Here is a 26,736-nt window from a genome sequence, read left to right as displayed (position 1 = left end):
CGTGACCGACCCAGCCGACCGGGGGGCGCCGCCCGCACGCGGGGCCGTCGCGCCATGGGTGCGCACCCGGCTGCGCACCGCGCCCGGGGCCGCCCTCTCGCTGGCCCTGCTCGTCCTCGTCACCTCCTTCCTCGCCGGGGCGTTCCCGCGCGCGGTGGAGGCGTACGAGGGCGAGGGGCTGAGCCGTGCGATGAGCACCGCCGCCCCCCAGCAGAGCGTGATCGGGCTGTCGGCCGCCCCGGCGTCCGACGACCCGCCGGGGCGGAAGGCCGCCGCGCTGCGCGGGGAGCGGCTGACCGAGCGGTACCGGAAGATCCTGGACCGGCTGCCGGAGCCGCTGCGGGCCGACGGCGCGCAGTCCGCGTACGGGGCGCGCACCGTCGCGCCGGTCTCGGCGGACGATCCCTGGCTGCCCGAGCTGGAGGGCGGCGCTCCGGTGTTCACCGTCAGCTCGCAGTCCGGGCTCGAACGGCACTCCGCGCTCCGCTCGGGCAGGCTGCCGAAGGCCGGAAGCACCGGGCCGACGACCGCCCGGGTGGAGGGCGCGGTCACCGTGCGGACGGCCGCCGCGCTGCGGATCGAGGTCGGCTCGACCGTCCATCTGCCCCGGGACGGGAACGAGGGCCCGCTCGCGGTCACCGTCACCGGCATCGTCGAACCGCTGCGCCCCGGGCTGAGCTACTGGAGCGTCGAGCCGGTGCTGGCCGTTCCCGCGAAGCGGTGGACGTCGGGACCGTCGCCCGCGCCCTACTGGCACGGCGCGCTGCTGCTGCCGCCCGAGGCCGCCCCCGCCCTGCTCTCACTGCCCGAGGCCGCCGAGGCGTACTGGCGGCTCGCCGTCGACCCGAAGGCGCTGGGCGGCGCCGATCCGGCCCGGCTGCGGCAGGCGGTCGCCTCGGTGGAGCGGGGGCCCGCGCAGAGCGCGCTGCGCCGGGCCGTCTCGCCGGAGCTGGAGGTGGAGTCCGGCCTGGACGATCTGCTCCGCCGCCACGAGGACACGCTGTCCGTGATCGGACCGGTGGTGGCGGTGGGCGCGTTCGGCGTCGGATCCGTCGCGGCGGTCGTGCTGGTGATGGCCGGCGGGCTGGCGGCGGCGCGCCGCCGGAGCGAGCTGACCCTGCTGCGGTCGCGCGGCGCCTCGCTGGGCGGCCTGGCCGGGCGGCTGCTGGCGGAGGTCGCCGTCCCGGTGCTCCCCGCCGCTGCGGCCGGCTGCGCCCTCGCCGTCGTCCTGCTGCCCGGCGGCCGGCTGGCGCCCACCCTGCTCGCCTCGGCCGCGGTGGCGGTCGTGGCCTCGGCGACCCTGCCGCTGCGGGCCGTCCTGCTTCACCGCGGACACCGGCCGCACGGCGAGCGGGAGGACGCCGTACGCCCCAGGACCTCGCGCCGCCGCGCGGTCGCCGAACTGACCCTGGCGGCGCTGGCGGTGGCGGCGGCCGTCGCCCTGCGGCGGCGCGGTACGGCGGAGGGCGAGGTGGACTGGCTGGTCAGCGCCGCGCCGGTGCTGGTGGGCGTGGTGGCCGCGCTGGTGCTCGTACGGCTGTATCCGCTGCCGCTGCGGCTGCTGGCGCTGCCCATGGCGCGGCGGCGCGGCGCGATCGGCTTTCTGTCGCTGGCCCGCGCGGGCCGGGCCCCCGCCACCACGGCGCTGCCGCTGCTGGCGCTGCTGGTGGCGCTGACGACGGCCGCGTTCGGCGGTTCGGTGCTCGCCGGGGTGGCCGACGCCCGGGACCGGGCCGCGCTGTTCGCGGTGGGCGCGGACGCCCGGATCGAGGCGGCCGGCGACGAGCTGCCCGAGGGGCTCGCCGCCAGGGTCGGCGAGGTGTCCGGGGTGCGGGAGGTGACCGCCGTACGCCGGGAGTTCGACCTCGACATGCTGGACTCCGAGCATGACATCGTCACCCTGCTCGCGGTCGACCCCGGCTCCTACGCGCGGCTGTCCGCCGCCACCGGGCACGATTCGTTCGGCGCGGGCGAGCTGCGGAAGTCCTCCGGCCCGCTGCCCGCGATCGCGTCGCCCTCGGTCGCCGCGCGGCTCGGGGAGGGGACGGCCACCGTCGCCGTGCCGGACGGGTCGTTCTCGGTCCGGGTGACGGGGGTGCGGCCGACCACGCCCGCCATGGCCGACGGGGACTTCCTGATCGTCGACGCGGCGGGGCTGCCGGTCGACCGGGAGCCCACCACGCTGCTGGTCTCGGGTCCGTCCGTGTCCGGGCCGGATCTCACCGCGGCGGCTCCGCGCTCCGCCGCCGTGCTGCTGCGCGCCGACGAGCGGGCGGGCCTCGCCGACGAGCCGGTGCAGCGCGGCGCGGGCCGGCTCTACGCGGTGGCCGCGGCGGCGGGCGCGGGATACGCGGTGCTCGCGCTGCTGCTGTCGCTGACGCGGGCCGCGCCGGAGCGGGCCGCGCTGCTGGCCCGGCTGCGGACGATGGGGCTGACCCGCCGTCAGGGCAGACGGCTGCTGATTCTGGAGAATCTGCCGCAGACGCTGCTCGCCGGGGCGGGCGGGGCGCTGGTGGGATGGGCGGCGATCGAGCTGCTCTCCCCCGGCATCGATCTGGCCCGGCTGGCGCTGGCCGGTCAGGGGCGGTTCGACGCGCTGGGGCCGGTGCGGCTGCGGGCCGACCCGTGGAGTCTGCTGCTGCCCGCGCTGGCCGTGGTGACGATCGCGGCGGGGGTGGCCGCGGCGCAGGCGTATCTGACCACCCGGCGCAGGACGACGACCGAGCTGAGGGTGGGAGACCCACGATGACCGATTCCCCGGATCTTCGGGAGCTGGAGCGGCGGGCGGCGGCCGGACGGGCCGCTCCCGAGTACGGCCACGACGCGCTGATCAGCTGCGACCGGCTGGTACGCGTCTTCTCGGCGGACGGTGTGGAGGTGCAGGCGCTCCAGGGGCTCGATCTGCTGGTCCGTCAGGGCGAGCTGATGGCGCTGGTGGGGGCCTCGGGGAGCGGCAAGTCGACGCTGATGAACATTCTCGCCGGGCTCGACGAGCCGACGGCGGGGGCGGCGTCGGTCGCGGGGTGCGATCTGCTGGCGATGGGCGCGAAGGAGCGGCTGCGCTATCGGCGCGAGGTGGTCGGGTTCGTCTGGCAGCAGACGGCCCGCAATCTGCTGCCGTTTCTGACGGCGGCGCAGAATGTGGCGCTGCCGATGCAGTTGCGGGGCCGGGCGGCCGGCCGGGGCCGGGCGCGCGCCGAGCGGGCCGAGTCGCTGCTCTCGCTGCTGGACGTCGCCGACTGCCGGGACCGCAGACCGGAGCAGATGTCCGGCGGGCAGCAGCAGCGGGTGGCGATCGCGGTGGCGCTGGCGAACGAGCCGTCGGTGCTGCTGGCGGACGAGCCGACGGGCGAGCTGGACTCGCACACGGCGGAGCAGATCTTCGCGGCCTTCCGCACGGCCAACGAGGAGCTGGGCACCACGATCGTGATCGTCACCCATGACCAGGCGGTGGCCGCCGAGGTCCGCCGTACGGTCGCGATCCGGGACGGCCGCACCTCGACGGAGATCCTGCGGCGTACGGAGGTCGACATGGCGACGGGTCAGGAGTCGCTGGTGGCGCGGGAGTACGCGATGCTCGACCGCGCGGGACGGCTCCAGCTCCCGGCGGAGTACACCGAGGCGCTGGGGATGCGGGACCGGGTGCTGCTGGAGCTGGAGCCGGACCATATCGAGATCCGGCCGGACACTCCGGAGGAGGGGTAGGGGGCGCCCGGGTGCGCGCCGGGGGGCGCGGGGCACGGGGGCGCGGGGTCAGGCTCCGGGCTCCGGCGGACGGGCGCGCGGGCCGGAACGCCTGCTTCCGAGGCCCGGGGGCGTGGGGCACGGGGGCGCGCGCCCTCGCCGAACTCCCCCGGCCCCCGTGCCCCCGGCTCCCGGCTCCCGCCACGCCCCGCCCGGCTACAGCTCCCGGCGCACCGAGAGCAGTTCCTCCAGCTGCTCCTCGCGGGCCTGCGCCGCGACGAAGAGGAGTTCGTCGCCCGCCTCCAGCGTCTCCTCGGTGCTGGGCGCCAGCACCCGCGAACCGCGGATGATCGTCACCAGCGAGGTGTCCTCCGGCCAGTCCACCGCCCCCACCGGCGTACCGGCGAGCGCCGACTCCGGGGGCAGCGTCAGCTCGACGAGATTGGCGTCGCCATGGCTGAAACGGAACAGCCGTACGAGATCGCCGACGCTCACCGCCTCCTCGACCAGCGCCGACATCAGACGCGGGGTGGAGACCGCGACGTCGACGCCCCAGGACTCGTTGAAGAGCCACTCGTTCTTGGGGTTGTTGACCCGGGCCACCACCCGGGGCACCCCGTACTCCGTCTTCGCCAGCAGCGACACGACCAGATTGACCTTGTCGTCACCGGTCGCGGCGATCACCACATGGCAGCGCTGGAGCGCCGCCTCGTCGAGCGAGGTGATCTCGCACGCGTCGGCGAGCAGCCATTCGGCCCTCGGCACCCGCTCCACCGAGATGGCGGTGGGCGCCTTGTCGACGAGCAGAACCTCGTGCCCGTTCTCCAGCAGTTCCCCGGCGATGGAACGGCCCACCGCGCCGGCGCCCGCGATAGCGACCCGCATCAGTTCCCGTCCTCCTCGGGGCCTTCGGCGAAGGCCGCCTCGACCTTCTCGATGTCGTCCGTCCGCATCATCACATGCACCAGGTCGCCCTCCTGGAAGACGGTCTGCGAGGTCGGCAGCACCGCCTCGCCCAGCCGGGTCAGGAACGCGACCCGTACGCCCGTCTCGTCCTGGAGGTCGCTGACCTTGTGCCCGACCCAGCTCGGGGAGGTGTACACCTCGGCGAGCTGGACCGCGCCGCTCGGGTCGCGCCACAGCGGCTCGGCGCCGGAGGGCAGCAGCCGGCGCAGCATCTGGTCCGCCGTCCAGCGGACCGTGGCGACGGTCGGGATGCCGAGGCGCTGATAGACCTCGGCGCGGCGCGGGTCGTAGATCCGGGCCGCGACGTTCTCGATGTTGAACATCTCGCGGGCGACCCGCGCGGCGATGATGTTGGAGTTGTCGCCGCTGCTGACGGCGGCGAAGGCGCCGGCGTCCTCGATGCCGGCCTCGCGCAGGGTGTCCTGGTCGAATCCCACCCCGGTGACCCGGCGGCCCCCGAAGGAGGAGCCCAGCCGGCGGAAGGCCGTGGGGTCCTGGTCGACCACCGCGACCGTGTGCCCCTGCTGCTCCAGGGTCTGCGCGAGAGCGGCTCCCACTCGCCCGCATCCCATGATGACGATGTGCACGACCGTCCTTCCGGCTGCCACTGCCCTCGGCATGCGGCATTTCTTTGCTCAGTATTTAACGGTGCTCTGGCTTAAAGGGTCTCAGACCTTGGCCCAAGCTACACATACGCGGTACGGGCCGGACACCGGGCAGTGAGAGGAGCGGGAGATTCCGCCCGGGCGCGGGGGTGGTGGGTGTGCTCCGACCCATATCGAACCCTTACGATCCTCACCGTGTCCAAACTGACCGACCTGCCCAAACGGATTCTCATCGGCAGGGCTCTGCGCAGTGACCGGCTGGGGGAGACACTCCTCCCGAAGCGCATCGCGCTGCCGGTCTTCGCCTCCGACCCGCTGTCCTCCGTGGCGTACGCGCCGGGCGAGGTCCTCCTGGTGCTCTCGGTCGCCGGAGTGTCGGCGTACCAGTACAGCCCCTGGATCGCGCTCGCCGTCGTCGTCCTGATGTTCACGGTGGTCGCCTCCTACCGGCAGAACGTGCACGCCTATCCGAGCGGCGGCGGGGACTACGAGGTCGCCAACACCAATCTCGGGCCGAAGGCGGGGCTGACGGTCGCGAGCGCTCTGCTGGTGGACTATGTACTGACCGTGGCCGTCTCCATCTCCTCCGGGGTGGAGAATCTCGGTTCGGCGATTCCGTTCGTGGTGGAGAACAAGGTGCTGTGCGCGGTGGCGATCATCGCGCTGCTGACGGTGATGAATCTGCGCGGTGTCAGGGAGTCGGGCAAGCTCTTCGCGATTCCCACTTATGTGTTCGTCACCGGTGTCGTCCTCATGATCTGCTGGGGTGCTTACCAGGGTCTTGTTCTCGGCGAAACGATGAAGGCGCCCACCGCGGATTTCGAAATCAAGGCGGAGCATCAGGGTCTCGCGGGATTCGCACTGGTCTTTCTGCTGCTGCGGGCCTTCTCCTCGGGCTGTGCCGCGCTCACCGGCGTGGAGGCGATCAGCAATGGCGTGCCGGCCTTCCGCAAGCCGAAATCGAAGAACGCGGCGAGCACCCTGGCGCTGATGGGGCTGCTGGCGGTCGTCATGTTCTGCGGAATCATCGGGCTGGCGATGGCCACCGATGTGAAGATGGCCGAACAGCCCGCCAAGGATCTGCTCAGCGACGGGGTCCCGGTCGGCGACGGCTATATCCAGGATCCGGTGATCTCGCAGGTGGCGGCGGCCGTTTTCGGCGACGGCACCTTCTTCTTCGTACTCCTCGCCGCGGCCACCGCACTGGTCCTCTTCCTGGCCGCCAACACCGCGTACAACGGATTCCCACTGCTCGGCTCGATACTGGCTCAGGACCGCTATCTGCCGCGTCAGCTGCACACCCGCGGCGACCGGCTCGCCTTCTCCAATGGGATCGTGCTGCTCGCCGGGGCGGCCGCGCTGCTGGTGTGGGTGTACGGCGCGGATTCGACCAAGCTGATCCAGCTCTACATCGTCGGCGTGTTCGTATCGTTCACTCTCAGCCAGACCGGCATGGTGCGGCACTGGAACCGTCATCTGCGCACGGAGAAGAATCCGGCCAAGCGCCGGCACATGATCCGTTCACGGGCCATCAACGCCTTCGGGGCCCTCTTCACCGGCCTGGTGCTGGTGATCGTGCTGGCCACCAAATTCACCCATGGGGCCTGGGTGGCTCTGCTGGGCATGGTGATCTTCTACGGGACGATGAGCGCGATCCGCCGGCACTACGACCGGGTCGCCGACGAGATCGCGGCGACCGACGAGCCGAGCGACGACAGCGTACGGCCGTCCCGGGTGCACGCCATCGTGCTGGTCTCCCGGATCCACCGGCCGACCCTGCGGGCCCTCGCGTACGCCCGGCTGATGCGCGTCGACAAGCTGGAGGCGCTCAGCATCAACGTGGACCCGGAGGAGACCAGGGCGCTGCGGGCCGAGTGGGAGCGGCGGCGCATCAACGTACCGCTGAAGATCCTGGACTCGCCGTACCGGGAGATCACCCGGCCGGTGATCGAATACGTCCGGGGGCTGCGCCGGGAGAGCCCGCGCGACGTGGTCAGCGTGGTGATCCCCGAGTACGTGGTGGGGCACTGGTACGAGCATCTGCTCCACAACCAGAGCGCGCTGCGGCTCAAGGGCCGGCTGCTCTTCACCCCGGGGGTGATGGTGACCTCGGTGCCGTATCAGCTGGTCTCCTCGGAGGCGGCCCGGAAACGGGCGCGCCGCCGCCAGAACTGGAGCGCGCCCGGGGCGGTGCGCCGGGGTCCGGTCGACCGCGCCCCGGACTCCGTCCATCGGGAGTGACGTCGGCCGGCCGCCTCCGGCCGACGTAGACTGGTGGGCTGCCCCTCCTTCCGGGCCCCGGGCCCGCGCGGTCACCCACGGCGACCGCCCCGTACACCGAAACTCTGGAGTCACCCCGCCATGCAGAACGCCTCCGATTCTTCGCTTGCCTCCCTGGTCGGGGAGGAGTACGAGGTCGAGGTGGGCCCCGTCGCGCACGGCGGGCACTGCATCGCCCGCACCGAGGGCGGCCGGGTGCTCTTCGTCCGGCACACACTGCCCGGCGAGAAGATCGTCGCCCGGGTCACCGAGGGCGACACCGACTCCCGCTTTCTGCGCGCGGACGCGGTACGGATCATCGAGCCGGCCAAGGACCGGATCGAGGCCCCCTGCCCGTTCTCCGGCCCGGGCCGCTGCGGCGGCTGCGACTGGCAGCATGTGAAGCCCGGCGCGCAGCGCCGCTTCAAGGGCGAGGTGATCATCGAGCAGCTCCAGCGGCTCGCCGGTCTCACCCCCGAGGAGGCCGGCTGGGACGGCACGGTCATGCCGGCCCCCGGCGACAAGGCGCCCGCGGGCGAGGTGCCTGCCTGGCGGACTCGGGTGCAGTACGCGATCGACGCGGACGGCAACGCGGGGCTGCGCAAGCACCGCTCCCACGATGTCGAGCCGGTCGACCACTGTCTGATCGCGGCGCCGGGCGTCAGCGAGCTGGGCGTCGAGAAGCGGGAGTGGCCGCAGATGGCGTCGGTGGAGGCGATCGCGGCGACCGGGTCCAGCGACCGGCAGGTCATCCTCACCCCGGCCCCCGGCGGTCGGCTGCCCCTGGTGGAGCTGGACAAGCCGGTCTCGGTGATGCGGGTCGACGAGCGCGACGGCGGCGTGCACCGGGTGCACGGCCGCGCCTTCGTCCGCGAGCGCGCCGACGGCCGGACCTACCGCGTCGGCGCGGGCGGCTTCTGGCAGGTGCATCCGCAGGCGGCGGATGTGCTGGTGAAGGCCGTGATGCAGGGTCTGATGCCGCGCAAGGGCGAGACCGCGCTCGATCTCTACTGCGGCGTCGGCCTGTTCGCGGGCGCGATCGCCGAGCGGGTCGGCGACGAGGGCGCCGTCCTCGGCATCGAGTCCTCCAAGCGCGCGGTGGAGGATGCCCGCCACAACCTGCGCGACCTGGAGCGCGTCCGCGTCGAACAGGGCAAGGTCGACCAGGTCCTCCCCCGTACCAAGATCACCGAGACCGACCTCATCGTCCTCGACCCGCCCCGCGCCGGCGCCGGCAAGCAGACCGTCCGCCACCTCGCCTCCCTCGGCGCCCGCCGCATCGCCTACGTCGCCTGCGACCCGGCGGCCCTCGCGCGCGACCTGGCGTACTTCCGCGAGGCGGGTTACCGCTCGCGGACGCTGCGGGCGTTCGACCTCTTTCCGATGACGCACCACGTGGAGTGCGTGGCGATTCTGGAGCCGGTGAAGAAGGACGACTGACCTGCGGTTTCGTCGATGTGCATTCAGTTTGTCGTGGCGGCCCCCGAATGCTGAGAGCGGAACGGGCAGCGGTTCGGGGTCGTGGGCAGGAGCCCAGGCGTCCAAGAGCGTGAAGTCCTTGCGGAACACCCGGGGCGAACTGGTGCCAGACAGCCTCATTATCGAGGAGCTGCGGCGTGCTGCCGCCGACGTTCCGCAGCCGGCCGCGCAGCTCGTCGTCGGACATCAGGTGAGGGCGTCCGTCGGTGGGCCTCGCCTTGTGCGGTGCCGTAGGCGGACACCCAGCCAGGCCGGGAGCGGGTCCCCATCATGGTGCAGTCGGCGGGTGAGCTGGTAGGCGATGGCGGTGCCCATGCCGTGGCCGAAGAACCCGAAGGGCCGGCCGAACAGCGGCTCGATCGCGGTGTGGAAGTAGTCGACCAGCCGGTCGCAGTCGTCGATCAGCGGCACTGCCTGCAGCTGCCCTCGGCCGGGGGCCTCCAGGAGACAGAGCTCCCAGTCCTGGGGGAAGTGCTCCGCCCAGCCCCGGTAGAGCAGGTGTGAGCCGCCGGCGTGATGTCGGACTGGTACGTACGCCGCCGTCGGAGCCGGGTGAACGCGGTGAAGGACCTGGACATATTGATCGACAGCGCAGTCGGCGAGGATCCGCACATCTCCATTCGGGACATCCCGTTGAGTTTCAATCCGAGGCATCGTTTGTATGGGCTGCGCGGCGTCCGTACCGGCCACGTCACCACCCCACCCCTCCCGGCCTCCCCCACACCCGCGGCACCACCCCACGAACCGACGACCGGTCTCAAGCCCGTGAGGACCGCTCCCCCGAGGACCAGCTGATGTACCTGACACAATTCCGCGTCAACACTGGTCGGTTTGAGGCCCGTCGGCTGCTTGGCTCACCGCACCTCATGCACGGAGCCGTGAACATGGCATTCCCTGAGCTACCGTCCCGAGAGGGCCAGGGACCACGCGTCCTGTGGCGTGTCGATCACGATCCCCAGGACAGGCCGAAGCTCTTCATCGTCAGTCCGGGCCTCCCCGATCTGACCCATCTGGTCGAGCAGGCCGGCTGGCCCGCGCTGGAGACACCGGGCTGGAGCACCTTCCGTTACGGCGAGTTCCTCGATGCCCTCCGCGAGGGAGATACCTGGAATTTCAGGCTCACGGCAAACCCGGTCCACAACATCCGCAGACCAGGAGACAAGGCAGGCGCTCCCACCAAGCGGGCCGCGCACGTCGGACCACGCCACCAGTTGGGGTGGCTGCTCAAGCGGCAGGAGCAAGCGGGCTTCGAAGTCGTCCGGAAGCCGGCTGACCGTCAGCTGACCGAGTACGGCGACGAGCACGAGTTGATCGTTCGGGACCATCACCCACTCCAGTTTCGTCGTAGTCCCGCGAATCAGCCCATGCAGGATGTTCGCTTCACCCGGGTCACCTTCGACGGCCGGCTGAGGATCACCGATCCCGCTCTGCTCCGTCGTACCCTCGCCCAGGGTCTGGGCAAGGCAAAGGCCTACGGCTGCGGCCTGATGACCCTGGCCCCCGTGGGGGGAAAGTGAGCACCGTCAGCCGCCGGGGCGCCCTGTCTCCACGTGAACTCACACGGGTCGGTGACCGCGTGTCATTCGTCTACCTGGAACGGTGCACCGTGCACCGTGAGGACAACGCCATCACCGCGACGGACGCGGACGGAGTGAGGCACATCCCGTCCGCGACCATCGGAACCCTTCTCCTTGGCCCTGGCACACGCGTCACCCATCAGGCGATGCTCGTCCTCGGAGAGTGCGGTGCCGCAGTGGTATGGGTGGGCGAGCACGGAGTACGCTTCTACGTCGGCGACGCCCCCAACCAGGGCATCACAGCTGCCGGGCAGTGCATGTACGGAATCGCCCACATCTCCGCACTGGGCTGCTCACCCGCTCTGGGTTTTGTCCACTCCGGGAACGAGCGCTCCTTCGTCATGGACGTGGCCGACCTGTACAAGACAGACGTCGCGATTCCGGCGGCGTTCGACGCCGCAGCCGAGGGCGAGGAAGACATCGCATCCCGCACCCGCCGGGCTCTGCGAGACCGCATCAACGAGACGGGACTGCTCGACCGGTGCGTGCGTGACATCAAGCACCTTCTTTCTTAAGACGGTACTCGCGAAACGGCAGACGGACAGGACCGGATGACCTTGCAGTCGGACAGCGACACGCACGTCCCAAGCGGCCGCAACTACGGGGACGAGTCGCTCTGGTGACCGTCATCATCCTCGCCAACTGCCCCTCCGGACTGCGTGGCTTTCTCACCCGCTGGCTCCTGGAGATCTCCGCCGGCGTTTTCGTGGGCGCCCCATCGGCTCGCGTACGCGACGCTCTCTGGGCAGAAGTTCGCCAATACGCGGACCAAGGCCGTGCCCTTCTGGTCCACCAGACCAACAACGAGCAAGGCTTCACCTTTTACACACACGACCATGCCTGGCGTCCCATTGACCACGAAGGCCTCACCTTGCTCCGACGCCCAAATCCCGCAACCTCACAAGAAGAAACCCGAACGCCTCAGAACCCGCGTCCGGGGTGGAGTAACGCCGCCAAACGACGGAGATTCGGTGGACGGTAGAGATGAGCCTGCGGCAATCCACACAGAAAGAGGCGAAATAGTTGTTATGTCGAGATCTGTAGAAGTAAGTAAAAGCAGCCCCTGCGCGCCATAAAGCCGCAGGTGGGTAAGGGTGGTCCCCGCGCAGGCGGGGGTGTTCCGTGAAACCCCAGCCGCTCACCGTCTGACCTGTTGTGGTCCCCGCGCAGGCGGGGGTGTTCCCTCGCTCAGGCCGCTGCCGACGTTGCAGGTGTCGTGGTCCCCGCGCAGGCGGGGGTGTTCCCATCTCGCCCGCCTCAGCCTCGCTGACGTGCCCGTGGTCCCCGCGCAGGCGGGGGTGTTCCCGGCTTGCGCTGGCCGGGCGACGGCAAGGGCGAGTGGTCGGGTCATCTTGGGCTTGACGCTCATATGACGCTCGGGACCCCGAATTCGCCACAATCGCGCCCATCAAATAGCTTCTGACCTGCACCTTTCTTCGGCCACGCCCAGGTCGGCACCTTCCCGATGACGCACCATGTGGAGTGCGTGGCGATTCTGGAGCCGGTGAAGAAGGACGACTGATCCGGGGTTTCGCCGCGGACTGCGGACCGGCCCCTTCTTCCCGTCCCCGGACGGGAAGGGGCAGGTTCACGTGCTCGCCAGGGCCAGGGCCAGCGGGCAGGGCCTGGAGCCGCCTCCCCGCTCGGGCGGCGCGGCGCTGCGGGTCCGTGACGTCGGTCAGGACGGCTCGTTGTCCCGGCGAGACTTCCTCGACTCCCACTCCGGCCGCAGGGCCGGGGGCCGGGGCAGGTGAATCCTTCGACTCCCTGAAAGGGAGGACGTCATGACGACCATCACGACCGGCGGTACGCAGTGGGCCGACGCCAGTGGCCCCGGCGCCGGCTTCACGGTCAGCAGTGTCTCGACGGCCCCTGAGCCCCCGGTCCGCGGGGGATCCGTCACCGTGACCGTGAGCGGAACCCTGACCGAGGGCGTCTCCGGAGGCCGGACCCGCACGGCGGTCAGTTACGGAATCATCGCCATGGCCGACCGCACCGCCGCGCTGCCGGCCGCCGAGGCCGGCCCCTACTCGGCGACCGTCGCCTTCGACCTCCCCGCCGACGGTCCCACCGGAAGCTACGTGGCGACCGTGTGGTTCATCGACCAGAACGACGCCGAGATCGCCGCCATCAACATCACTTTCACGATCTGACCGCTCCGCCCCCGCCCTCCGGGCACGGCCGTGGGACCGGGGGAACAAGCCCCGGGTCTTCCTGACCGCGCCCCCGGGACCGCGGTCACGGCGCGGGCAGGGGCGGGAACGGCCGTGCCCCGAGTCGATCCACGAGTAGGCGTACGTCCCGAGTGCTCGCAGCCGGGCCTCGGTGCTCTCGGTCGCACTCGAAGGACGCATGGCGCACACCCACCGGGCCCGGCTCGCCCTGCAGGCGGGCGTGGCGCTCCGGCCCGGGAAAGCCGGCTCCTCGGGTGACCGGTCTCCGGGCGGTCCGTCACGAGGCCCATGACTCCGGGCTGGAGACCTGTGCCTCAGCCGTTCATCCGGGGACGGGCATCACGACTGCCGGCGCTGGTAGTCGCCGCCGTTGCAGCCCAGCGTGTAGGCGCGCCCGGCGCCGTTGCTGTCGAGACACTCGCCCGTGGCCACGTTCTTGATCAGTCCGCCGCCGATGTCGTTGAACTCCACCGTCCAGCGCTGACCTGAACCTCCTGCTCGAAAGCGGATGAGTCGAGGTCTCGCCGTGGCGTGCGGGGCGGAACGTGCGAACCCGTAGGAGAGCGGGCACTCCCGGAAAGCCCGAGCACAGCCGGAATCACGGTGCGATGGACCCGCCGCATCCGTCCCGGGTCGAACGTCCGCTCCGTCACCGCCGCACCACCCGTCACTTCACGGGCGGAGCCGTCCGGTTCGCAGCCCGTTCGCGGTGCCGCCAAGAGCGGCAATCCCGCGGGCAACCGTCGCGAACCGCAGGTTCCGGGACCCGCCATGGCCCCGGCGTACCCCGGGCCCTGCGGCCCGGACCGCGAGCGCCGGCCGACGCTCCTTGGACACAGCGCGGATGGGGACGTTTCCCAGGCCGGCGGTCGGCGGCCGAGGCCGGCGCCTCGCGCACCGCCGTGCGGTGGCCGGCGTGTTCAGGGTTGCGGGCTCGGCTCCAGCCAGGTCGTGTCGGCCAGGAGGGCCTGCACCTCGTTGACCAGGCGCATCGAGTGGAACCCGTCGGCGGTGGCGTGGTGCGCCTGAACCGCCAGTGGGAGCAGTACTCGGCTGTCCCGCTCGGTGTACCGGCCGAGGGTGAAGATGGGCGCGAGGTGGTCCCAGTCGTCACGGATGTTGAGGTTGAACCCGGTGAACGATCCCCACGGCAGGCTCGACACGTCGAACGTGTTGGCCGGCGGTTCGCCCTGCGGGAAGAACTCCGTGGCTCGACCGTGCTCCGCGAGCAGGGGGGCCGCGACGTCGTGGAACGCGCCGAAATCGGGATCGTAGGGCGCCCACACGCACGCGAACGTCTCGCGTTCCGGGTTGAAGACCGTGAAGGCCGGGTGCACGACGGGCCAGACGGCCGGCTCACCCGACGCGGTGAGACACATCATGAACTCGTCATGCCGGTTGACGACCGTCGCGAGTGCCCAGATCTGCGCGATGTAGGTCTTGCGCCGCGACTGGCGCAGCGCTGCGGTGAACGCGGTGACGTCGAGTTCCACCGTCATCGAGTAGGTGCACGGGACCCGTCGGCGGTAGTGCTCGAAGTGCTGTCGGCGCGGCCATGTGTCCAGGTCGATCGGGGTGGGAGCATCCATCCGCCCATCCTTCCAGCCGCCGGGACTCGGCCCTGGAACGGTCGCCGGGTCGCCGGAGCAGGCCAGTCGGCCGGCAATCCGATCAGCGCCCCGGAACGGGAGCGGGGCCACTGCCCGGACCGGAAGGTGCGCTGCTCCGTCCAGTTCGTGGAGCACTTCCAGGAAGGACGTCCTGGAACAGGTCTGTGCGGGTGTACGCCTGACCCGGCGCGGGGTTCCTGGCCGGGGCAGGGCGCCGCTGTCATGCGGCGGGCAAGCCTGTCTCGTAGCTCGGCGGCGATGTGGGCGACGTACACATTGGCGCCGGTGCCGGCCTGGGCGAGAAGGCTGAGGAGAAGCACCACTCGCTCCCCCGGGGCCGGGTGGTTCCGGAGGGTGGAACGGACCTGCGGCCGACGCCGAACTGCCGCCCGCGACCACGAACCGCCGTTCCGGCCCGCTCCGAAGCCATGACCGACCTGACGGTCTCTCGGCTCGCCGCCGAAGCCGCCGTCCCCTGGCGCGACCCGCCATCACGGGATCACCTCCGCATGACGGCACGAAACAGCAGGAGAGAACGACCCTCTAACGGTCGGCCCTGGCGTCGAGACCGCCCAGGATCAGGTCGGTCAACGCGGTGACCGCTTCACCGTCGGTCGCCCGCTCCCGGTTCAGCTCGGCGGCGATCGCCTCGGCCGCGCCCAGCAAGCCGACGCACCGCAGCCGAAGGGCCTGGGGCGCGAGGCTGGAGTACGGCAGCAGCGCGGTGGCCATCAGCTCCGCGTACCCCTCGGTCAACTCGTGCTGGACCGCCTCCATTTCCGGGCTCCCCTTCAGCGCGGCGGAAACGGCGCTCAGCTCCGGCATGTCGGCGGCGCAGGCGAAGTAGGCGGCGCTGATGACCCGGGCGACCGCGCCGGCACTGGGCGCGGCGTCCCGCAACGCCCGCGTGATCCCCGCCCGGTGGCGTTCGTCGAGCCGCCGGTGGAGCGCGAGCAGCAGGCCGGGGCGAGTGGCGAAGTGGTCGTACGCGATCGGCCTGCTCACCCCCGCCTCCTCCGCGAGGGTGACCAGTGTCAGGCCGTCGGCGCCCCGAGTGCGCACGATCGTCCCGGCGGTGTCGAGCAGCTGCTCCCGCCTGGCCTGCCTGGACAGGCGGGTCGGTGTGGTGGCCATGGCCCTCCCTTGCGTTCCTCCTCCAATTTAAGCTACAAAACGTAGGCTACAAAATGTAGCTTCATGGATGTGAGGGGAAACCGTGGCGGAACACCTGGAATCGGTACTCATCTTGGGCGGTACGGGCCAGGCGGGCACGGCCGCCGCCGCCCTCCTGCGCCAATGGCACCCGAAACTGCCGCTGACCATCGCGGGGCGTGACATCGACCGCGCACAGCGCGTGGCCGACGAACTCGGCGCCGCGACGGCCGCGACCATCGATCTGCGGCGCGGCGATCTCGGCCTCCCGCCCGGCCGCCGCCACTCGGCGGTGGTCGCCGCGCTCTGGGACGACCGCCTGCACGGGCTGCGCTACGCACAGCATCACGGGCTGCCGTACCTCAGCATCTCCAGCGGCCTGGTGGACATCGCGCCGGAGGTCGTCGCGGGCGCCCGGCGGGAGAACACCGCGCCGATCCTGGTGGCCAGCCACTACTGCGCCGGCACCGTCGTCCTCGCGGCACTGCACTCGGCCCGGCACTTCGACCGGATCGACACCATCCGGATCAGCGCCATACTGGACGAACTGGACACCGGCGGGCCCGCCGGAGCAGCGGATCTCCAGCGGTGGTCCACCGCCACCACGGCGGGGCTCCTACGCCGGGACGGCGTCCTCACCTGGGTCAACGGCCCTGACGCACAGGTGGATGTACGCAGTATCGACGGCGTCGATCTGCCCGGCCAGAGCATCGCCATCCTCGACGTGCCAAGCCTCGCCCTCGCGACGGACGCGCCCAACGTCCGCTTCGACTTCGCCGTCGGCGAATCCGCGGGCCGCCGCCGCGGCGAACCCGCTTCCTTCGAGGTCCGGATCGACCTCGAAGGAACAGACCGAGGGGGCGCACCGACCAGCACGACCCGCCACCTGGTCCACCCGGCGGGGCAGCGCCCCTTGACCGCGACCGGCATCGCCCTCGGCGTCGAGCGACTGCTCGGGCTGCGCGGCGACGCCGTCACCCCGGGCATCCACACCCCCGAGTCACTGCTCGACCCGGCCTACGCGGTCAAGCGGATGCGAGAGGCCGGCGCCGCCTTCATCGACGCGCCCGGCGACAGCTGAGCCCCCACTGCTGCGGATGAAGCCGACCGCCGGCGGTCAGCACGGCCCGCCGGTCGGGCAGCAGGACGCTCGCGATCCCGCCGGTGTGGGCGGCGAGCACTCGGCGGGATCCGCGCTGGTGGACCTGTCACGCCGGTACGCGCCAGTGGTCGTCGTCACGGCCCATCGCACCCACGAAGGAGACGGCCACCCGGGCCCGCCGGGCCCCACGACCAGGCTCCCCACCACGCCGGGCAGCCGCCCGGTGCGCAACGGCATGCCGTCGGAGGCGGGTGACCACCCACGGCTCCTCGCCCGCAAACGAGATCCTGATCGCTTAGGCCACCTCGGAGCCCGCCTGCGGCTGGAAGGCTGGTCTCTGCTACTCCGTGGCATGAGGCTGAGGCGGGCAGGCTGGGGCCACGGAACTCGGCATTGAGGTATCCCACAGGCGCGGGGACCACATGTCGATCTGCACGACCTCGGAGAACTGCCGGGGACCAACCCCGCAGGCGCGGGGACCACTATGCCCCGCTCGGCGCGCGACCGGGACCGGCGGGACCAACCCCGCAGGCGCGGGGACCACGACGCTGCCGCTGGTGCGCTATCTGCCCGCCGGGGACCAACCCCGCAGGCGCGGGGACCACTGGCACCCTGGCAGCAACAACCGTCAGGAGCGGGGACCAACCCCGCAGGCGCGGGGACCACAGCGAGTTCACCGCCGAGACGCCCTACTCGAAGGGACCAACCCCGCAGGCGCGGGGACCACGCCGTCTGCAGGCCGGCGGCCACGGGCTCGTGGGGATCAACCCCGCAGGCGCGGGGACCACTGGCCCATCTCGGGGAGCAGGGTCCTGAGGTCGGGATCAACCCCGCAGGCGCGGGGACCACCCGCTGATGGCCTACTCGCAGGCGTAGCACCTGGGACCAACCCCGCAGGCGCGGGGACCACCCGCCCCTGTCCTACCGGCAGGCCCTCGCGGAGGGACCAACCCCGCAGGCGCGGGGACCACGTCTCCGAGGTCTGGGGCGGGACGAGGGCGTAGGGACCAACCCCGCAGGCGCGGGGACCACAGGTGGTGGAGCATGAGCAGCGCGGCGACGGCGGGACCAACCCCGCAGGCGCGGGGACCACAGGCCGTGACCTGCGGTGTCATCGCCGCAGGGCGGTGTTTTTACTTACTTCCGCAGATTCCGACATTCCCGTCTTTTCAGTCGCGCGAGGTGGTGAGTTGAGGTTTCACGCTATCGGTTCAGAGCCGGTCGGCCCAGAGCGATGTGCGACCGCCTGCCTCAGCCGCCACCGCATCCCGCGGAATCTCAACAGGTCAAGGCGCGGTGGGCCTCGTTCGCGGAGCTGGATCGCGAGCACCGGCTCGATGTGCTGGGGCCTGTGATCGTGTGGTGGTGCACGGTCAGCGGTTTGCCGTGCGTCGCTCTGTCGGGGACGTGCGGGTCGCGCTGTCCGAGAGGTTGCGCGGCCGCGCGGGCATGGCGGCGGGAAGGGGATGACGGCCTGCGGTATCCGCTGGGTCCCCGACAGCGACTCCGCGCACTGGCGCTCGACCCTGCCGGGTCGCCCGTCCGTCGAACCGCCCACCAGCACGCCAAAGGCAGCTCAGACGGACCTCCCCCGCCAGGACCTGATCACGCGCCGACGCGACCACGAAAACGGGACCCATCGTTCGAGAATGACCGGCGCTCAGAGAATCAGAGGCCCGCTGTCTCCGGCTTCGTCTCCTGGGCGGACGGGGGCTCGGGGGAGGTGCGGTTCCCGGGCGGCGCTTGGTCGGTCTGTTGGGATGGGTGTGCCGGGGAGAAGAGGTGCCGGACTCCGGTGGTGTTCAGGATGCGTTCCAGGAACGGGGGCGGGCCGTCCAGGTGGAGTCGTATGTTCCGGGCGGTGGTCTTGCGGTGGATCATCAGGAGGGCGGAGATGCCCATGGTGTCGCAGAACCGGAGTGCGGTGCAGTCGAGACGCAGGTCGCGCAGGTCGGGGTGCGTGGTGAGGCACTGGTCGGCGAGCTGGACCAGTTCGTCGCTGGCGGCGTAGTCGAGGTCGCCGGCGAGATGGAGGGATGCGGTGCCCGGGCCGGCTTCAACGGTGAGGGTGAAGGGGGAAGAGGGCAGGGCGGTCATACGGTGGCTCCGGGGTGTGTTCCGGCCGGCAGGGGCGCGCCGTCCAGGGCGCGGCGCGCCCGGGCGAGCAGCCGGGTGGACCGGGGGAAGTCCTTGAGTTCGTCGGCCAAAATGTTCAGGGCGGGGTGCAGGGACCGCGCGGCGGGGACGTGGCGTGCGGTGAGGATGCCGGCGGTCCAGGTGATGAACGTGGTGAACAGGTCGTCGTCATCGGTGTAGAGGGCCGCGGCGAGGAAGTCGACGATGTGTCCGATGTCTTCGGCGGTGCGCTCGCGCTGGGCGGTGGTGTAGGCGGCCGTCGCGGGGAACCGCTCTTCGAGCTGGTTGAGGACGCTTTTGACGAGCTGTCCCTGGGAGCGGGCGACGAGCGTGTACTCCTGGTCGGCGAGGTGGGGCAGGTCGTCGATCTGCTGCCGCCCGGCGGCGAGGCTGGGCAGGGGGATGCCGTCGGCGAGCTGCCGGGCGGCGGCGCGCGCGTCGGGGGCCCAGGCGTTGGCTCCGAGCTGCCGGGCGTAGCGGCCGTCGGGTCCGAAGGCCGCTCCGCCGGCGAGGACGGGGATTCCGATGGCCTGGCAGGCGGTGATCGCGGCGTGGGCGGTGGGCAGCCGGGTGGGGATGGAGGAGGAGAGCGCGACGGCGTCCGCGCCGTGGTGGTGGAGGTGGGAGATGAGGTGGGGCGTGGGTACTTGGGCGCCCAGGAAGTCGACCCGCCAGCCGCGCAGGGTGAGGACTTCGGCGAGGAGGCGGGCCGGCAGGACGTGCCATTCCTGGTCCACGCACGCCACGGTGACACGGCCCAGGGCGGGCGGGGTGCGGAGGGCGGGGTGGTGGGCGAGGGCGGCGATGACGCGCTCGGTGATCGCGCTGGCGGCGTGTTCCTGCGCGACGCTCAGGCGGTTGGCCGCCCACTGCGCGCCGATCTTCGCCTGCACCGGGGCGATGAGGTCCAGCAGGATCGTCTCCGCGTCCACGCCGTCGGTGAGGGCGGTGAGGACGATGTCGGCGGCCCGGTGTTCGTCGCGGCCGGTCACCGCCTTCCACAGCCGGTCCCGGAGGGTCTGGACGTCGTCGGCGCGGATGCTGTCGAGCGGGTTCATGCGGTGTACCTGCCCCGAGTGTGGCCGTTCACCGCGCTCAGGTGGGTCGTGAGGGGGGCGCTGATCGCGATGACGGCCATGTCGTCGCGGCGGCCGTCGCGCAGCCACTGCGAGGCGAGCATCTGGATTCGCTCGACGACGGCTTCCCCGGGCATGCCGGCGCACTCCGACAGCGCTTGTTTCAGGCGGTCGTCGCCGAACAGCTCGTCGCCGAGCGGGCCGCCGCGGGCCTCGGTGAATCCGTCGGTGTAGAGCAGGCAGATCTCGCCCGGCTGCAGAACGGTCTCGACCGAGCGGACCTCGATGGACGGGAGGGCTCCGATCAGGGTGCCGCGGGTGGGGACCTCCTCGACGCTGCCGTCCATGCGGATCACCAGGGGGGCGGGGTGGCCGGCCGAGGTGAGGCGCAGCCGTACCTGGTTCTCCGTGCGCCGCGCCGACGCCATGACCAGGGTCGCGAAGCGGGTGTGGTGTGAGGTCAGGAGGGCTCCGTTGAGGAGTTGCAGCATGCGCTCGTGGTCGTCCGCCATCGGCATCAGCGCCTGGAGGGTGTTGCGGATCTTGCCGGTGAGGACGGCAGCGTCCAGGCCCTTGCCGCACACGTCGCCCAGGACCACCAGTGACGCGTCGTCCGGGGTGTTGCCGGGGTGGGCGTCGTAGAAGTCGCCGCCCACCCGTTCGCCGGCCCCGGCGGCTCGGTAGCCGCCGGCGATCTCCACGCCGTTGAGCCGCTGGAGCCGGGGCGGGAGCAGGTCGCGCATGAGGGTCTGGGTGATGGCGCTCTGTTCGCTGTAGAGGCGGGACGCGGACAGGGCGGCGCCGGCCCGGGCGGCGAACAGCCGGGCGAAGATCTCCTCGTTCTCGCTGAACCGCGCGTGGTCGGTGGTGCGCAGCAGGATGAGGGCTCCGGCGGGCACGCCGTGGCCGGGCAGTGGGGTCACGACGACCGACCGGATCGTTTCGGCGAAGTCCTGCGGGACGGTCCAGTCGGGCAGGGTCGCGGGGTCGATCCAGCGCGAGGGCACGGGCGGGAACCCCTGCAGCGCCTCGCTGAGGCCCGGGAGCTGGGACGGATCGGCGGCGACTCTGGTGCGGACGACGTCCTGGCCCGTGATGCCGAGGGCGACGGGCAGCTTCCCGCCGGACGGCGGGGCGACGACGACCGCCACATCCGCGAGGTACTCGGCGGCCAGCTGCGCGGTGGCCGCCATGCACCTGTCAGTGTTCAGCGAGGCCAGCAGGACGTTGGAGGCCTCCGCGAGGAATCTGGTGCGTTCGCGCTCGGTGGCGAGCGCCTCTTCGGCGCTCCGCCGGCCGGTGTCGTCGACCAGCCACCACACCACGCTCCCGTCCCGCCGCGGAGTGGGGTGCGCCTCGAAGCTGTGCGCCCCGATCCGGCCGGAGACCGGGGGGAGAGCCTCGTCGTACGAGGGGTTCCGCGCGAGGGTTCGTCCGTGCGCGACCGCTTCCCGGTGGGCGCGGGCCAGCCAGTCCGGGACCGCGTCCCGCAGGCTCGCCCCGGGCGCCGCGCCCTTCAGGAGAAGGGCGGCCGCGGGGTTCGCCTCCAGGACGGCGCCGGTCTCGTCGGCCATGATCGCGGGACAGGGGGCCAGAGCCCACAGGTCGCTCGAGCGTTGCCCGGATCCGGTGACGGAGACCACCTCGGTAGAGGCCATAGAGAGGGCCCGCCCGAGGCGAACCACACCACCCTTCCCACTGGAGGAAAATACTTAACCGGCGGCAAGCATCACTCAGGCGCGTCCCCGATGGCAACCCACCTCCCGCGCGCCGCCTTTCGGGGAGGCGCGCCTCGTACACCCCGCACGGCGAAGGTCCACAACCTTCACAGAAAGGTCATGTGGCCGGTGTCGGAGGGCCGGCGTCCCGGTCCGGGCCCGGACGTCCGTGCCAGTCCAGGCACATCACCAGGGAGTCGTCCACCGCCGGGCCGGAGCCGCGGTGTCCGAGCAGCTCCCGCAGCACCGCTCGGGGCACCTGCGAGGCGGGCAGCAGACGGGTGGCGCTGATCGAGGCGGCCAGCGCGCGGAGGCTGTACCGCTCGCCGCCGGGCGACAGCGCGTCATAGACCCCGTCGCTGACGAAGAGCAGGCGGTCCCCCGGCTCGACCCGGAAACGCTGGGGAACGTAGGCGGTGTCCTCGAACATGCCCAGGGGCATCTGCGCCTCCAGTTCGATCGCCTCGACCACCCCCCTGCGCAGCCGCCAGATCCGCGGCGAACCGGCGTCGATGATCTCCACCTCCCCGGTCGGGAGGTGGAACCGGAGCAGCAGCGTCGACAGATACAGCCTGCCCTGGTGCTGCCCGTGAACGGCCTGATCGGCCAGATACGCCTGATCGACCAGGCCCAGACCGGCCCGGCGGGCGTTGCGCAGGGCATTGATCGCGAGATTGGTCAGCAGCGCGGCGTCGATGCCTTCGCCCATACCGTTGCTGACGGTCACGTACAGGTCGTCGGCCGACGCCGACCAGTCGAAGCTGTCGCCGAAAATGGCGTACGCGGGCTCCAGCTGGGCGCCGAGGCTGTACTCCGGGCGGGCGCAGGAACGTCCGGGCAGCAACTGCCACTGCATCTCGGCGGCCAGCGTCAGCCGTTCCGCGCGGCGCGCCTGCAGGAAGAGATCGGTGTCCCGCTCCGCGACCACCACCTCGTGCGCCAGCGCGTTCGCGCACTCCTGCAGATCCTCCAGCACTTCCGCCGCCGGCCCGCAATCCCCCTCCCCGGCCTCCAGAGTGACGCTCAGGACCCCCAGCCGGTCCCCCCGGACGCTGACCGGCAGGTGCGCCGTCACCGTGGACCCCGAACCGTCGGACACGCAGTGCGCCTCCTGGGCGCCGAACGCGCGGCCCGGGGCGCTGTCGTGCACCGACAGCGGGGGCCGGGTGTGCGGGAGGACCCCGACCGGCTGCAGCCTGGTCATGGCATAGTCGGCCATCAGCAGTTCCACCGCACGGGCACGGTGACGGCGCTCGATCAGGGAGCGGAGCACGTCGAAGATCTCATGGGGCGCGGCCTCGCGCAGAGAGCGCTCGACCGCGCTGGGTCTGTCCACCGGTACCGGTCTCTCTTTCCTTCACATATCTTCATCTGTGCGACTGTCCACATCGACCAGCCGGAACGGGCGCCAGGCCCACTCGGGAGTGTCACATGCGCGAGACCCCCGCCCCCCCGCACCAGCACGGCCCCTCGGCCGCGCCCGACATCGGCCAGGTCCTGGAGCTGCTCGAAATCGCCTGGGAGCGCGGCCGCGGCACCCTCAGCACCGCGCCGCTCTCCGCCGCCCAGACCCGTGTGATGTACATCATCGAACGCGAACCCGGCATCAACGCGAGCACCCTGGGCCGCCGTCTCTCCGCGGCCGCGCCCTCCGTCACCCGCCTCTGCGACCGCCTCCAGGCCGCCGGTTTCCTGCGCCGGACCCCGCGCCCCGAGGACCGCCGCGAAATGCGGCTGGAACTCACGGACACCGGCGCCGCCCATCTGCACGGCATCAGACACCGCCGGGAACAGGCCCTCCACCAGGCCATGAGCCGTATGACCCCCGGCGCGCAGCACGCTCTCGCCACCGGACTCAGCGCACTGTGCGACGCGGTCAGCGAACCGGCCCAGCCCCTCGGCCACCGGGAAACCGCCTGAGCGGCACGCGTCGTCCACAGGCCCCGGCCGCCCGGGACATCGGCTGTCGAATCCGTCCGGGCGACCGAGACGCGGTCCGCCGGAGGTCTGCGGCAGCGTCCTCACGGCCCCGCGGGTCGGCGATCGAACGACGAAGCCGAAGCGGTACGCGGCGAACTGGCCGGTCAGCGACCCAGGCGGGCCGCGAGTCCGTCGAGTACGCACTCCAGGCCGAAGGCGAACTCGGCGTCGGGGTCGGGTTCCTCCGCTTCGAGGACGCGGCGGGCGAGCGTCGGGTGGTCGCCCGCCGCGAGGATCTCGGTGATGTAGGGGCCGACGCTGCGCTGCCACTGTTCCTCGGTGAGGCCGGTGCGCTGTTCGGCGTGGCGGACGGCCTGCTGGGCGGCGACTGAGCCCAGCACGTACGCGTGCACGGCGCTGAGCGCGTGCGAGGCCAGGGTGATGTCGGGGGTGAGCGCGACGGCGGCGCGCAGGGCGGCTTCGGACCGCCGCAGCGAGTTGGGGCCGAGTGAGGGCCTGCCCGCGAGTTCGCCCGCGAGCCAGGGGTGCCGCAGCAGGGTCGCGCGCAGGGTGTGCGCGACCGAGGTCAGGCCGGAGCGCCAGTCCCGCGCGGGCTCGGGGAGGGGATCCTCGCCCTGTGCCGCGTCGACCATGAGGTCCACGAGCTCGTCGCGGTTGGTGATGTAGCGGTAGAGGGTGGCCGTCCCGGAGCCGAGGTCGCCCGCGACGCGGCGCATCGACACCGCTGCCAGGCCTTCCGCGTCGGCGACGGCCAGCGCGGCGGCCACGTACTGGTCCACCCCCGGCGCGCGTCGGCGCGGTTCGGGGCGCGGTCTGGTCCACACCGACGAGGGAGCGGGGTCGGTCATCGGGCGATTCCTTTCCTCGTTGACCGGCATTCTAGCTTCTGGCTACGGTGTATCCATGACAGAGACGGCGTATCCAGAAGTTCCGGTGCTCGTGGTCGGAGGCGGCAGCGTCGGGCTGCTCACCGCGGCGCTGCTCGCGCACCACAACGTCCCCGCGGTGCTGGTCGAACGCCGGCCCGGGCCGTCGGTCCACCCGCGCGCCACGGGCATCGGGCCGCGCACCGTCGAGATCCTCCGCGAACTCGGGCTCGACACCGCCGTCGACGCCGTCGCGGTCGACCTCCGGGACGGCGCGGGCAAGGCGGTGGCGCGGACCGTCGTGGAGATGGGCGCGGGCGACGTGGTGACCGCGCCCATGCCGGTCCCGTCCCCCGCCGGGCCCGACGCGACGCCGTTCAGGCTGCGCGGCGTCTGCGCGCAGGACCGCCTCGACGCCGTGGTGGCGGCGGACCTGGCGCGCCGGGGAGCGGATGTGCGCTGGTCGACCCGCCTGGTCGGCATCGCGCAGGACGCCGACGGGGTCGACGCCGAACTGGCGGGGCCCGACGGCCGCCAGTCGCTGCGCTGCGCGCGCGTGGTGGCCGCGGACGGCACGCACAGCACCGTGCGGACCGCGCTGGGCGTGACCACCTCCGGGGCGGGCGACCTGGGCGAGCCGATGATCAACATTCTGTTCCGCGCGGACCTCCGACCCCATCTGCGGGGGATGACCTTCGCCACCTGCACGATCACCACGCCGGACGCGCCCGGTCTGCTGGCGACCGTGGACGGCGAGACGGACTGGGTCTTCCACACCGCCTGCGACGTCGACGGGGGGCGAGCGCCCGGAGGACTTCACGCACGAGCGATGCGTCGCGGTCGTCCGCGCGGCGGTCGGCGATCCCGGCCTCGACGTCGAAGTGCGCGGCGTGCTCCCGTGGCGGCCCCGGAGCCGCCTGGCCGACCGCTTCGCCGTCGGCCGCGTGTTCCTCGTCGGCGACGCCGCGCACACCGTGTCCCCCCTGGGCGCGTTCGGCCTCAACACCGGCGTCGCCGACGCCCACAACCTGGCGTGGAAACTGGCCGCCGTCCACCACGGCGAGGCGGGCGCGGCCCTGCTCGACACCTACGCGCAGGAGCGCGAGCCGGTGGCCGCCGCGACGCTGGACCAGGCGATGCTCAGGTTCGCCGACCCGGAGCTGCACTGGGGGCGCGGCCCCGAGGCCGACGCCGCCAGGGCGGTGGCGGGGGTGTGGGCCGCGCCGGTCGTGCACGCCGGCCAGCGGTACGACTCGGCCGCCGTCGTCGACCCGCGGCCGGAACCCCCGTCCAGGGTGGACCTGGCGGCGGCACTGGACGGGTCGCCGGGTTCGCGGGTGCCCCACGCGTGGGTCGCCGGAGTCTCCACGCTCGACCTGGTCGCGTCCCGGTGGACCCTGCTGGCGGGTGCCGCGGGCGACCGGTGGCTCGCCGCCGCGACGGGCGCCGGCCTCAGCGCGCACCGGGTCTCCGCACCATGGCTGCCCGACGACGGCACCCTGCTCGTGCGACCGGACGCGATCGTCGCGATGCGGGCCACGGCACCGGTCCCGGACCCGGCGCGGTTCCTCACCGGCGTCCTGGACCAGCTGCTGGCAAGACCGAACACGGCGCCGGGCGGGTGAACCCAGCCGCTGCCCTCGCGGACACCCGGTGGACACCCCATGGGTCCTCATCGGCGGCCGGCTGCGGCAGACGTCACGTGCGCAGACGGCGGCGGTAGCCCTCGGCAGCCGTGTGATGACGCCGGCGGGACCCTGGGCCGGAGTGTCGTGGATCTCGCCGGCCAATCGCTGCCGCTCGTCCTGCGCCCCGGATTCACGGGCCTGGGCGACCAGTCGCGCGTGGAGCCCGGCGTTCTCGTGCGGTGCGGCCCCCAGTCGCTCGACGGGTTCCTGCCGCTTGCGCTCCTCCGGTTCGCCGCGCGCCGTCAGCGGGATTCCCACGCCGATCGCCGCGCTCTGCACGGCGACGATCAGGATGAACTCCGCGAGCACGTCCGGGGCCGGGTTCGCCCACACCCGCGTCGCCGAGCCGTTGAGGCCACGGAGGTGGCCAGGACTCCGAGCAACCCCCACCGGCCACGGCCTGAGCGAGTACGCGTGAAAGAAGCCCGCGACGGTGAAGACGAGGAAGATGTCGGAGTACGACATGAGGGTGGCGCACAGCGCCAGCAGCCCGACGAGGAAGACGCCCGCCGGCACGGGCCGGAGGCGGCGTCTCGCGGTGCGCCCGATGCCGCGCGGTCCGACCCGCCCCCACGCGGCTGACCTGGGGGAAGTCGAACCGGCAAGCCCGGCCTCCCACGCCGGATCCAGTGCCCGGATCGGCTCGCCTTCGGACAGACCGCGAGCACAGTGCCATCGGGCCGCGCTGGGTGCACGGCGGGCA

21 protein-coding genes, 3 pseudogenes and 2 CRISPR repeat arrays are annotated in these 26,736 nt (G+C 72.0%); of the genes and pseudogenes, 13 read left to right on the top strand and 11 right to left on the bottom strand.

The window, feature by feature from the left end; genetic code table 11:
- Window position 1 precedes the first annotated feature (1 nt).
- Window positions 2-2,749, top strand: coding sequence for an FtsX-like permease family protein (locus tag ACF089_RS16890; protein ID WP_392026772.1), 2,748 nt, complete (start codon window positions 2-4; stop codon window positions 2,747-2,749).
- On the top strand, window positions 2,746-3,705 hold the full coding sequence (locus tag ACF089_RS16885; RefSeq protein ID WP_392026771.1) for an ATP-binding cassette domain-containing protein: 960 nt from the start codon (window positions 2,746-2,748) through the stop codon (window positions 3,703-3,705). Before ACF089_RS16890 ends, ACF089_RS16885 begins: the two co-directional genes overlap by 4 nt.
- Before the next feature lie 195 nt (window positions 3,706-3,900).
- Here ACF089_RS16885 and ACF089_RS16880 read toward each other — a convergent pair whose 3' ends face one another.
- Window positions 3,901-4,569, bottom strand: a complete 669-nt coding sequence (locus tag ACF089_RS16880; protein ID WP_392026770.1) for a potassium channel family protein — start codon at window positions 4,567-4,569, stop codon at window positions 3,901-3,903.
- Window positions 4,569-5,237, bottom strand: coding sequence for an NAD-binding protein (locus tag ACF089_RS16875; protein ID WP_392027199.1), 669 nt, complete (start codon window positions 5,235-5,237; stop codon window positions 4,569-4,571). The genes ACF089_RS16880 and ACF089_RS16875 overlap by 1 nt, the downstream gene beginning before the upstream one ends.
- Before the next feature lie 213 nt (window positions 5,238-5,450).
- Here ACF089_RS16875 and ACF089_RS16870 point away from each other — a divergent pair, with 213 nt between their 5' ends.
- Both ACF089_RS16870 and ACF089_RS16865 read left to right on the top strand, forming a co-directional pair.
- Window positions 5,451-7,496, top strand: a complete 2,046-nt coding sequence (locus ACF089_RS16870) for an APC family permease (protein ID WP_392026768.1) — start codon at window positions 5,451-5,453, stop codon at window positions 7,494-7,496.
- A gap of 120 nt (window positions 7,497-7,616) precedes the next feature.
- Window positions 7,617-8,954, top strand: coding sequence for a class I SAM-dependent RNA methyltransferase (locus tag ACF089_RS16865; RefSeq protein ID WP_392026766.1), 1,338 nt, complete (start codon window positions 7,617-7,619; stop codon window positions 8,952-8,954).
- Between the two features lie 225 nt (window positions 8,955-9,179).
- Here ACF089_RS16865 and ACF089_RS16860 read toward each other — a convergent pair whose 3' ends face one another.
- Window positions 9,180-9,647 (bottom strand): thioesterase II family protein, encoded by a 468-nt coding sequence (locus ACF089_RS16860; RefSeq protein ID WP_392026764.1) that lies wholly within the window; start codon window positions 9,645-9,647, stop codon window positions 9,180-9,182.
- 140 nt (window positions 9,648-9,787) lie between these two features.
- Between ACF089_RS16860 and cas6e the strand changes: the two genes are divergently transcribed.
- From cas6e to ACF089_RS16840, 4 genes and pseudogenes are all read left to right on the top strand, one after another.
- Window positions 9,788-10,510 (top strand): type I-E CRISPR-associated protein Cas6/Cse3/CasE, encoded by a 723-nt coding sequence (gene cas6e, locus ACF089_RS16855; RefSeq protein ID WP_392026763.1) that lies wholly within the window; start codon window positions 9,788-9,790, stop codon window positions 10,508-10,510.
- Window positions 10,507-11,193 (top strand): annotated as a pseudogene (locus ACF089_RS16850) (hypothetical protein). The gene cas6e and the pseudogene ACF089_RS16850 overlap by 4 nt, the downstream one beginning before the upstream one ends.
- Window positions 11,190-11,552, top strand: coding sequence for a type I-E CRISPR-associated endoribonuclease Cas2e (cas2e, locus tag ACF089_RS16845; protein ID WP_392026761.1), 363 nt, complete (start codon window positions 11,190-11,192; stop codon window positions 11,550-11,552). The pseudogene ACF089_RS16850 and the gene cas2e overlap by 4 nt, the downstream one beginning before the upstream one ends.
- Window positions 11,553-11,664: 112 nt before the next feature.
- Window positions 11,665-11,876: direct repeats of the CRISPR family, unit length 29 nt; unit sequence GTGGTCCCCGCGCAGGCGGGGGTGTTCCC.
- Between the two features lie 478 nt (window positions 11,877-12,354).
- Window positions 12,355-12,723 (top strand): ML domain-containing protein, encoded by a 369-nt coding sequence (locus tag ACF089_RS16840; protein ID WP_392026759.1) that lies wholly within the window; start codon window positions 12,355-12,357, stop codon window positions 12,721-12,723.
- A 360-nt stretch (window positions 12,724-13,083) separates the two neighbouring features.
- On the opposite strand, the gene ACF089_RS16835 is transcribed toward ACF089_RS16840, so the two are convergent.
- The 3 genes from ACF089_RS16835 to ACF089_RS16825 all read right to left on the bottom strand — a co-directional run bounded on the left by ACF089_RS16835 (window position 13,084) and on the right by ACF089_RS16825 (window position 15,488).
- On the bottom strand, window positions 13,084-13,215 hold the full coding sequence (locus tag ACF089_RS16835) for a hypothetical protein (protein ID WP_392026757.1): 132 nt from the start codon (window positions 13,213-13,215) through the stop codon (window positions 13,084-13,086).
- Between the two features lie 449 nt (window positions 13,216-13,664).
- Window positions 13,665-14,333 (bottom strand): type A chloramphenicol O-acetyltransferase, encoded by a 669-nt coding sequence (gene catA, locus ACF089_RS16830; RefSeq protein WP_392026755.1) that lies wholly within the window; start codon window positions 14,331-14,333, stop codon window positions 13,665-13,667.
- Window positions 14,334-14,897: 564 nt separating this feature from the next.
- The gene (locus tag ACF089_RS16825; RefSeq protein ID WP_392026754.1) at window positions 14,898-15,488 is read right to left on the bottom strand and encodes a TetR/AcrR family transcriptional regulator; all 591 of its coding nucleotides are present in this window, start codon (window positions 15,486-15,488) and stop codon (window positions 14,898-14,900) included.
- Window positions 15,489-15,570: 82 nt separating this feature from the next.
- Between ACF089_RS16825 and ACF089_RS16820 the strand changes: the two genes are divergently transcribed.
- Entirely contained in the window at window positions 15,571-16,587 is a 1,017-nt protein-coding gene (locus ACF089_RS16820) for a saccharopine dehydrogenase (protein WP_392026753.1), read from the top strand.
- Between the two features lie 414 nt (window positions 16,588-17,001).
- Window positions 17,002-17,701: a CRISPR direct-repeat array (repeat unit 29 nt; unit sequence GGGACCAACCCCGCAGGCGCGGGGACCAC).
- Between the two features lie 575 nt (window positions 17,702-18,276).
- Here the strand turns inward: ACF089_RS16820 and ACF089_RS16815 are convergent.
- The 4 genes from ACF089_RS16815 to ACF089_RS16800 all read right to left on the bottom strand — a co-directional run bounded on the left by ACF089_RS16815 (window position 18,277) and on the right by ACF089_RS16800 (window position 22,874).
- Entirely contained in the window at window positions 18,277-18,705 is a 429-nt protein-coding gene (locus ACF089_RS16815; RefSeq protein WP_392026752.1) for an STAS domain-containing protein, read from the bottom strand.
- Complete coding sequence (locus ACF089_RS16810) at window positions 18,702-19,802, bottom strand: B12-binding domain-containing protein (protein WP_392026751.1); 1,101 nt, start codon at window positions 19,800-19,802, stop codon at window positions 18,702-18,704. Before ACF089_RS16810 ends, ACF089_RS16815 begins: the two co-directional genes overlap by 4 nt.
- Complete coding sequence (locus ACF089_RS16805) at window positions 19,799-21,394, bottom strand: PP2C family protein-serine/threonine phosphatase (RefSeq protein ID WP_392026749.1); 1,596 nt, start codon at window positions 21,392-21,394, stop codon at window positions 19,799-19,801. The genes ACF089_RS16810 and ACF089_RS16805 overlap by 4 nt, the downstream gene beginning before the upstream one ends.
- 262 nt (window positions 21,395-21,656) lie before the next feature.
- Window positions 21,657-22,874, bottom strand: coding sequence for a PP2C family protein-serine/threonine phosphatase (locus ACF089_RS16800; RefSeq protein ID WP_392026747.1), 1,218 nt, complete (start codon window positions 22,872-22,874; stop codon window positions 21,657-21,659).
- Window positions 22,875-22,969: 95 nt separating this feature from the next.
- Between ACF089_RS16800 and ACF089_RS16795 the strand changes: the two genes are divergently transcribed.
- The gene (locus ACF089_RS16795) at window positions 22,970-23,458 is read left to right on the top strand and encodes a MarR family transcriptional regulator (protein WP_392026745.1); all 489 of its coding nucleotides are present in this window, start codon (window positions 22,970-22,972) and stop codon (window positions 23,456-23,458) included.
- Between the two features lie 164 nt (window positions 23,459-23,622).
- Here ACF089_RS16795 and ACF089_RS16790 read toward each other — a convergent pair whose 3' ends face one another.
- Window positions 23,623-24,327, bottom strand: coding sequence for a TetR/AcrR family transcriptional regulator C-terminal domain-containing protein (locus tag ACF089_RS16790; RefSeq protein ID WP_392026743.1), 705 nt, complete (start codon window positions 24,325-24,327; stop codon window positions 23,623-23,625).
- Between the two features lie 55 nt (window positions 24,328-24,382).
- On the opposite strand from ACF089_RS16790, the pseudogene ACF089_RS16785 reads away from it, so the two are divergent.
- The 3 genes and pseudogenes from ACF089_RS16785 to ACF089_RS16775 form a co-directional block, all read left to right on the top strand.
- Window positions 24,383-25,069, top strand: a pseudogene (locus ACF089_RS16785) (FAD-dependent monooxygenase); the annotation flags it as partial.
- 121 nt (window positions 25,070-25,190) lie between these two features.
- A pseudogene (locus ACF089_RS16780) lies at window positions 25,191-25,421 on the top strand (FAD-dependent monooxygenase); the annotation flags it as partial.
- Window positions 25,422-25,481: 60 nt separating this feature from the next.
- Complete coding sequence (locus ACF089_RS16775) at window positions 25,482-25,970, top strand: hypothetical protein (RefSeq protein WP_392027196.1); 489 nt, start codon at window positions 25,482-25,484, stop codon at window positions 25,968-25,970.
- Window positions 25,971-26,736 lie beyond the last annotated feature (766 nt).

It is taken from the genome of Streptomyces sp. NPDC014894 (genome assembly GCF_043080985.1).
Taxonomy (GTDB): Bacteria; Actinomycetota; Actinomycetes; order Streptomycetales; family Streptomycetaceae; genus Streptomyces.
This window is presented reverse-complemented; position numbering and strand designations above follow the sequence as displayed.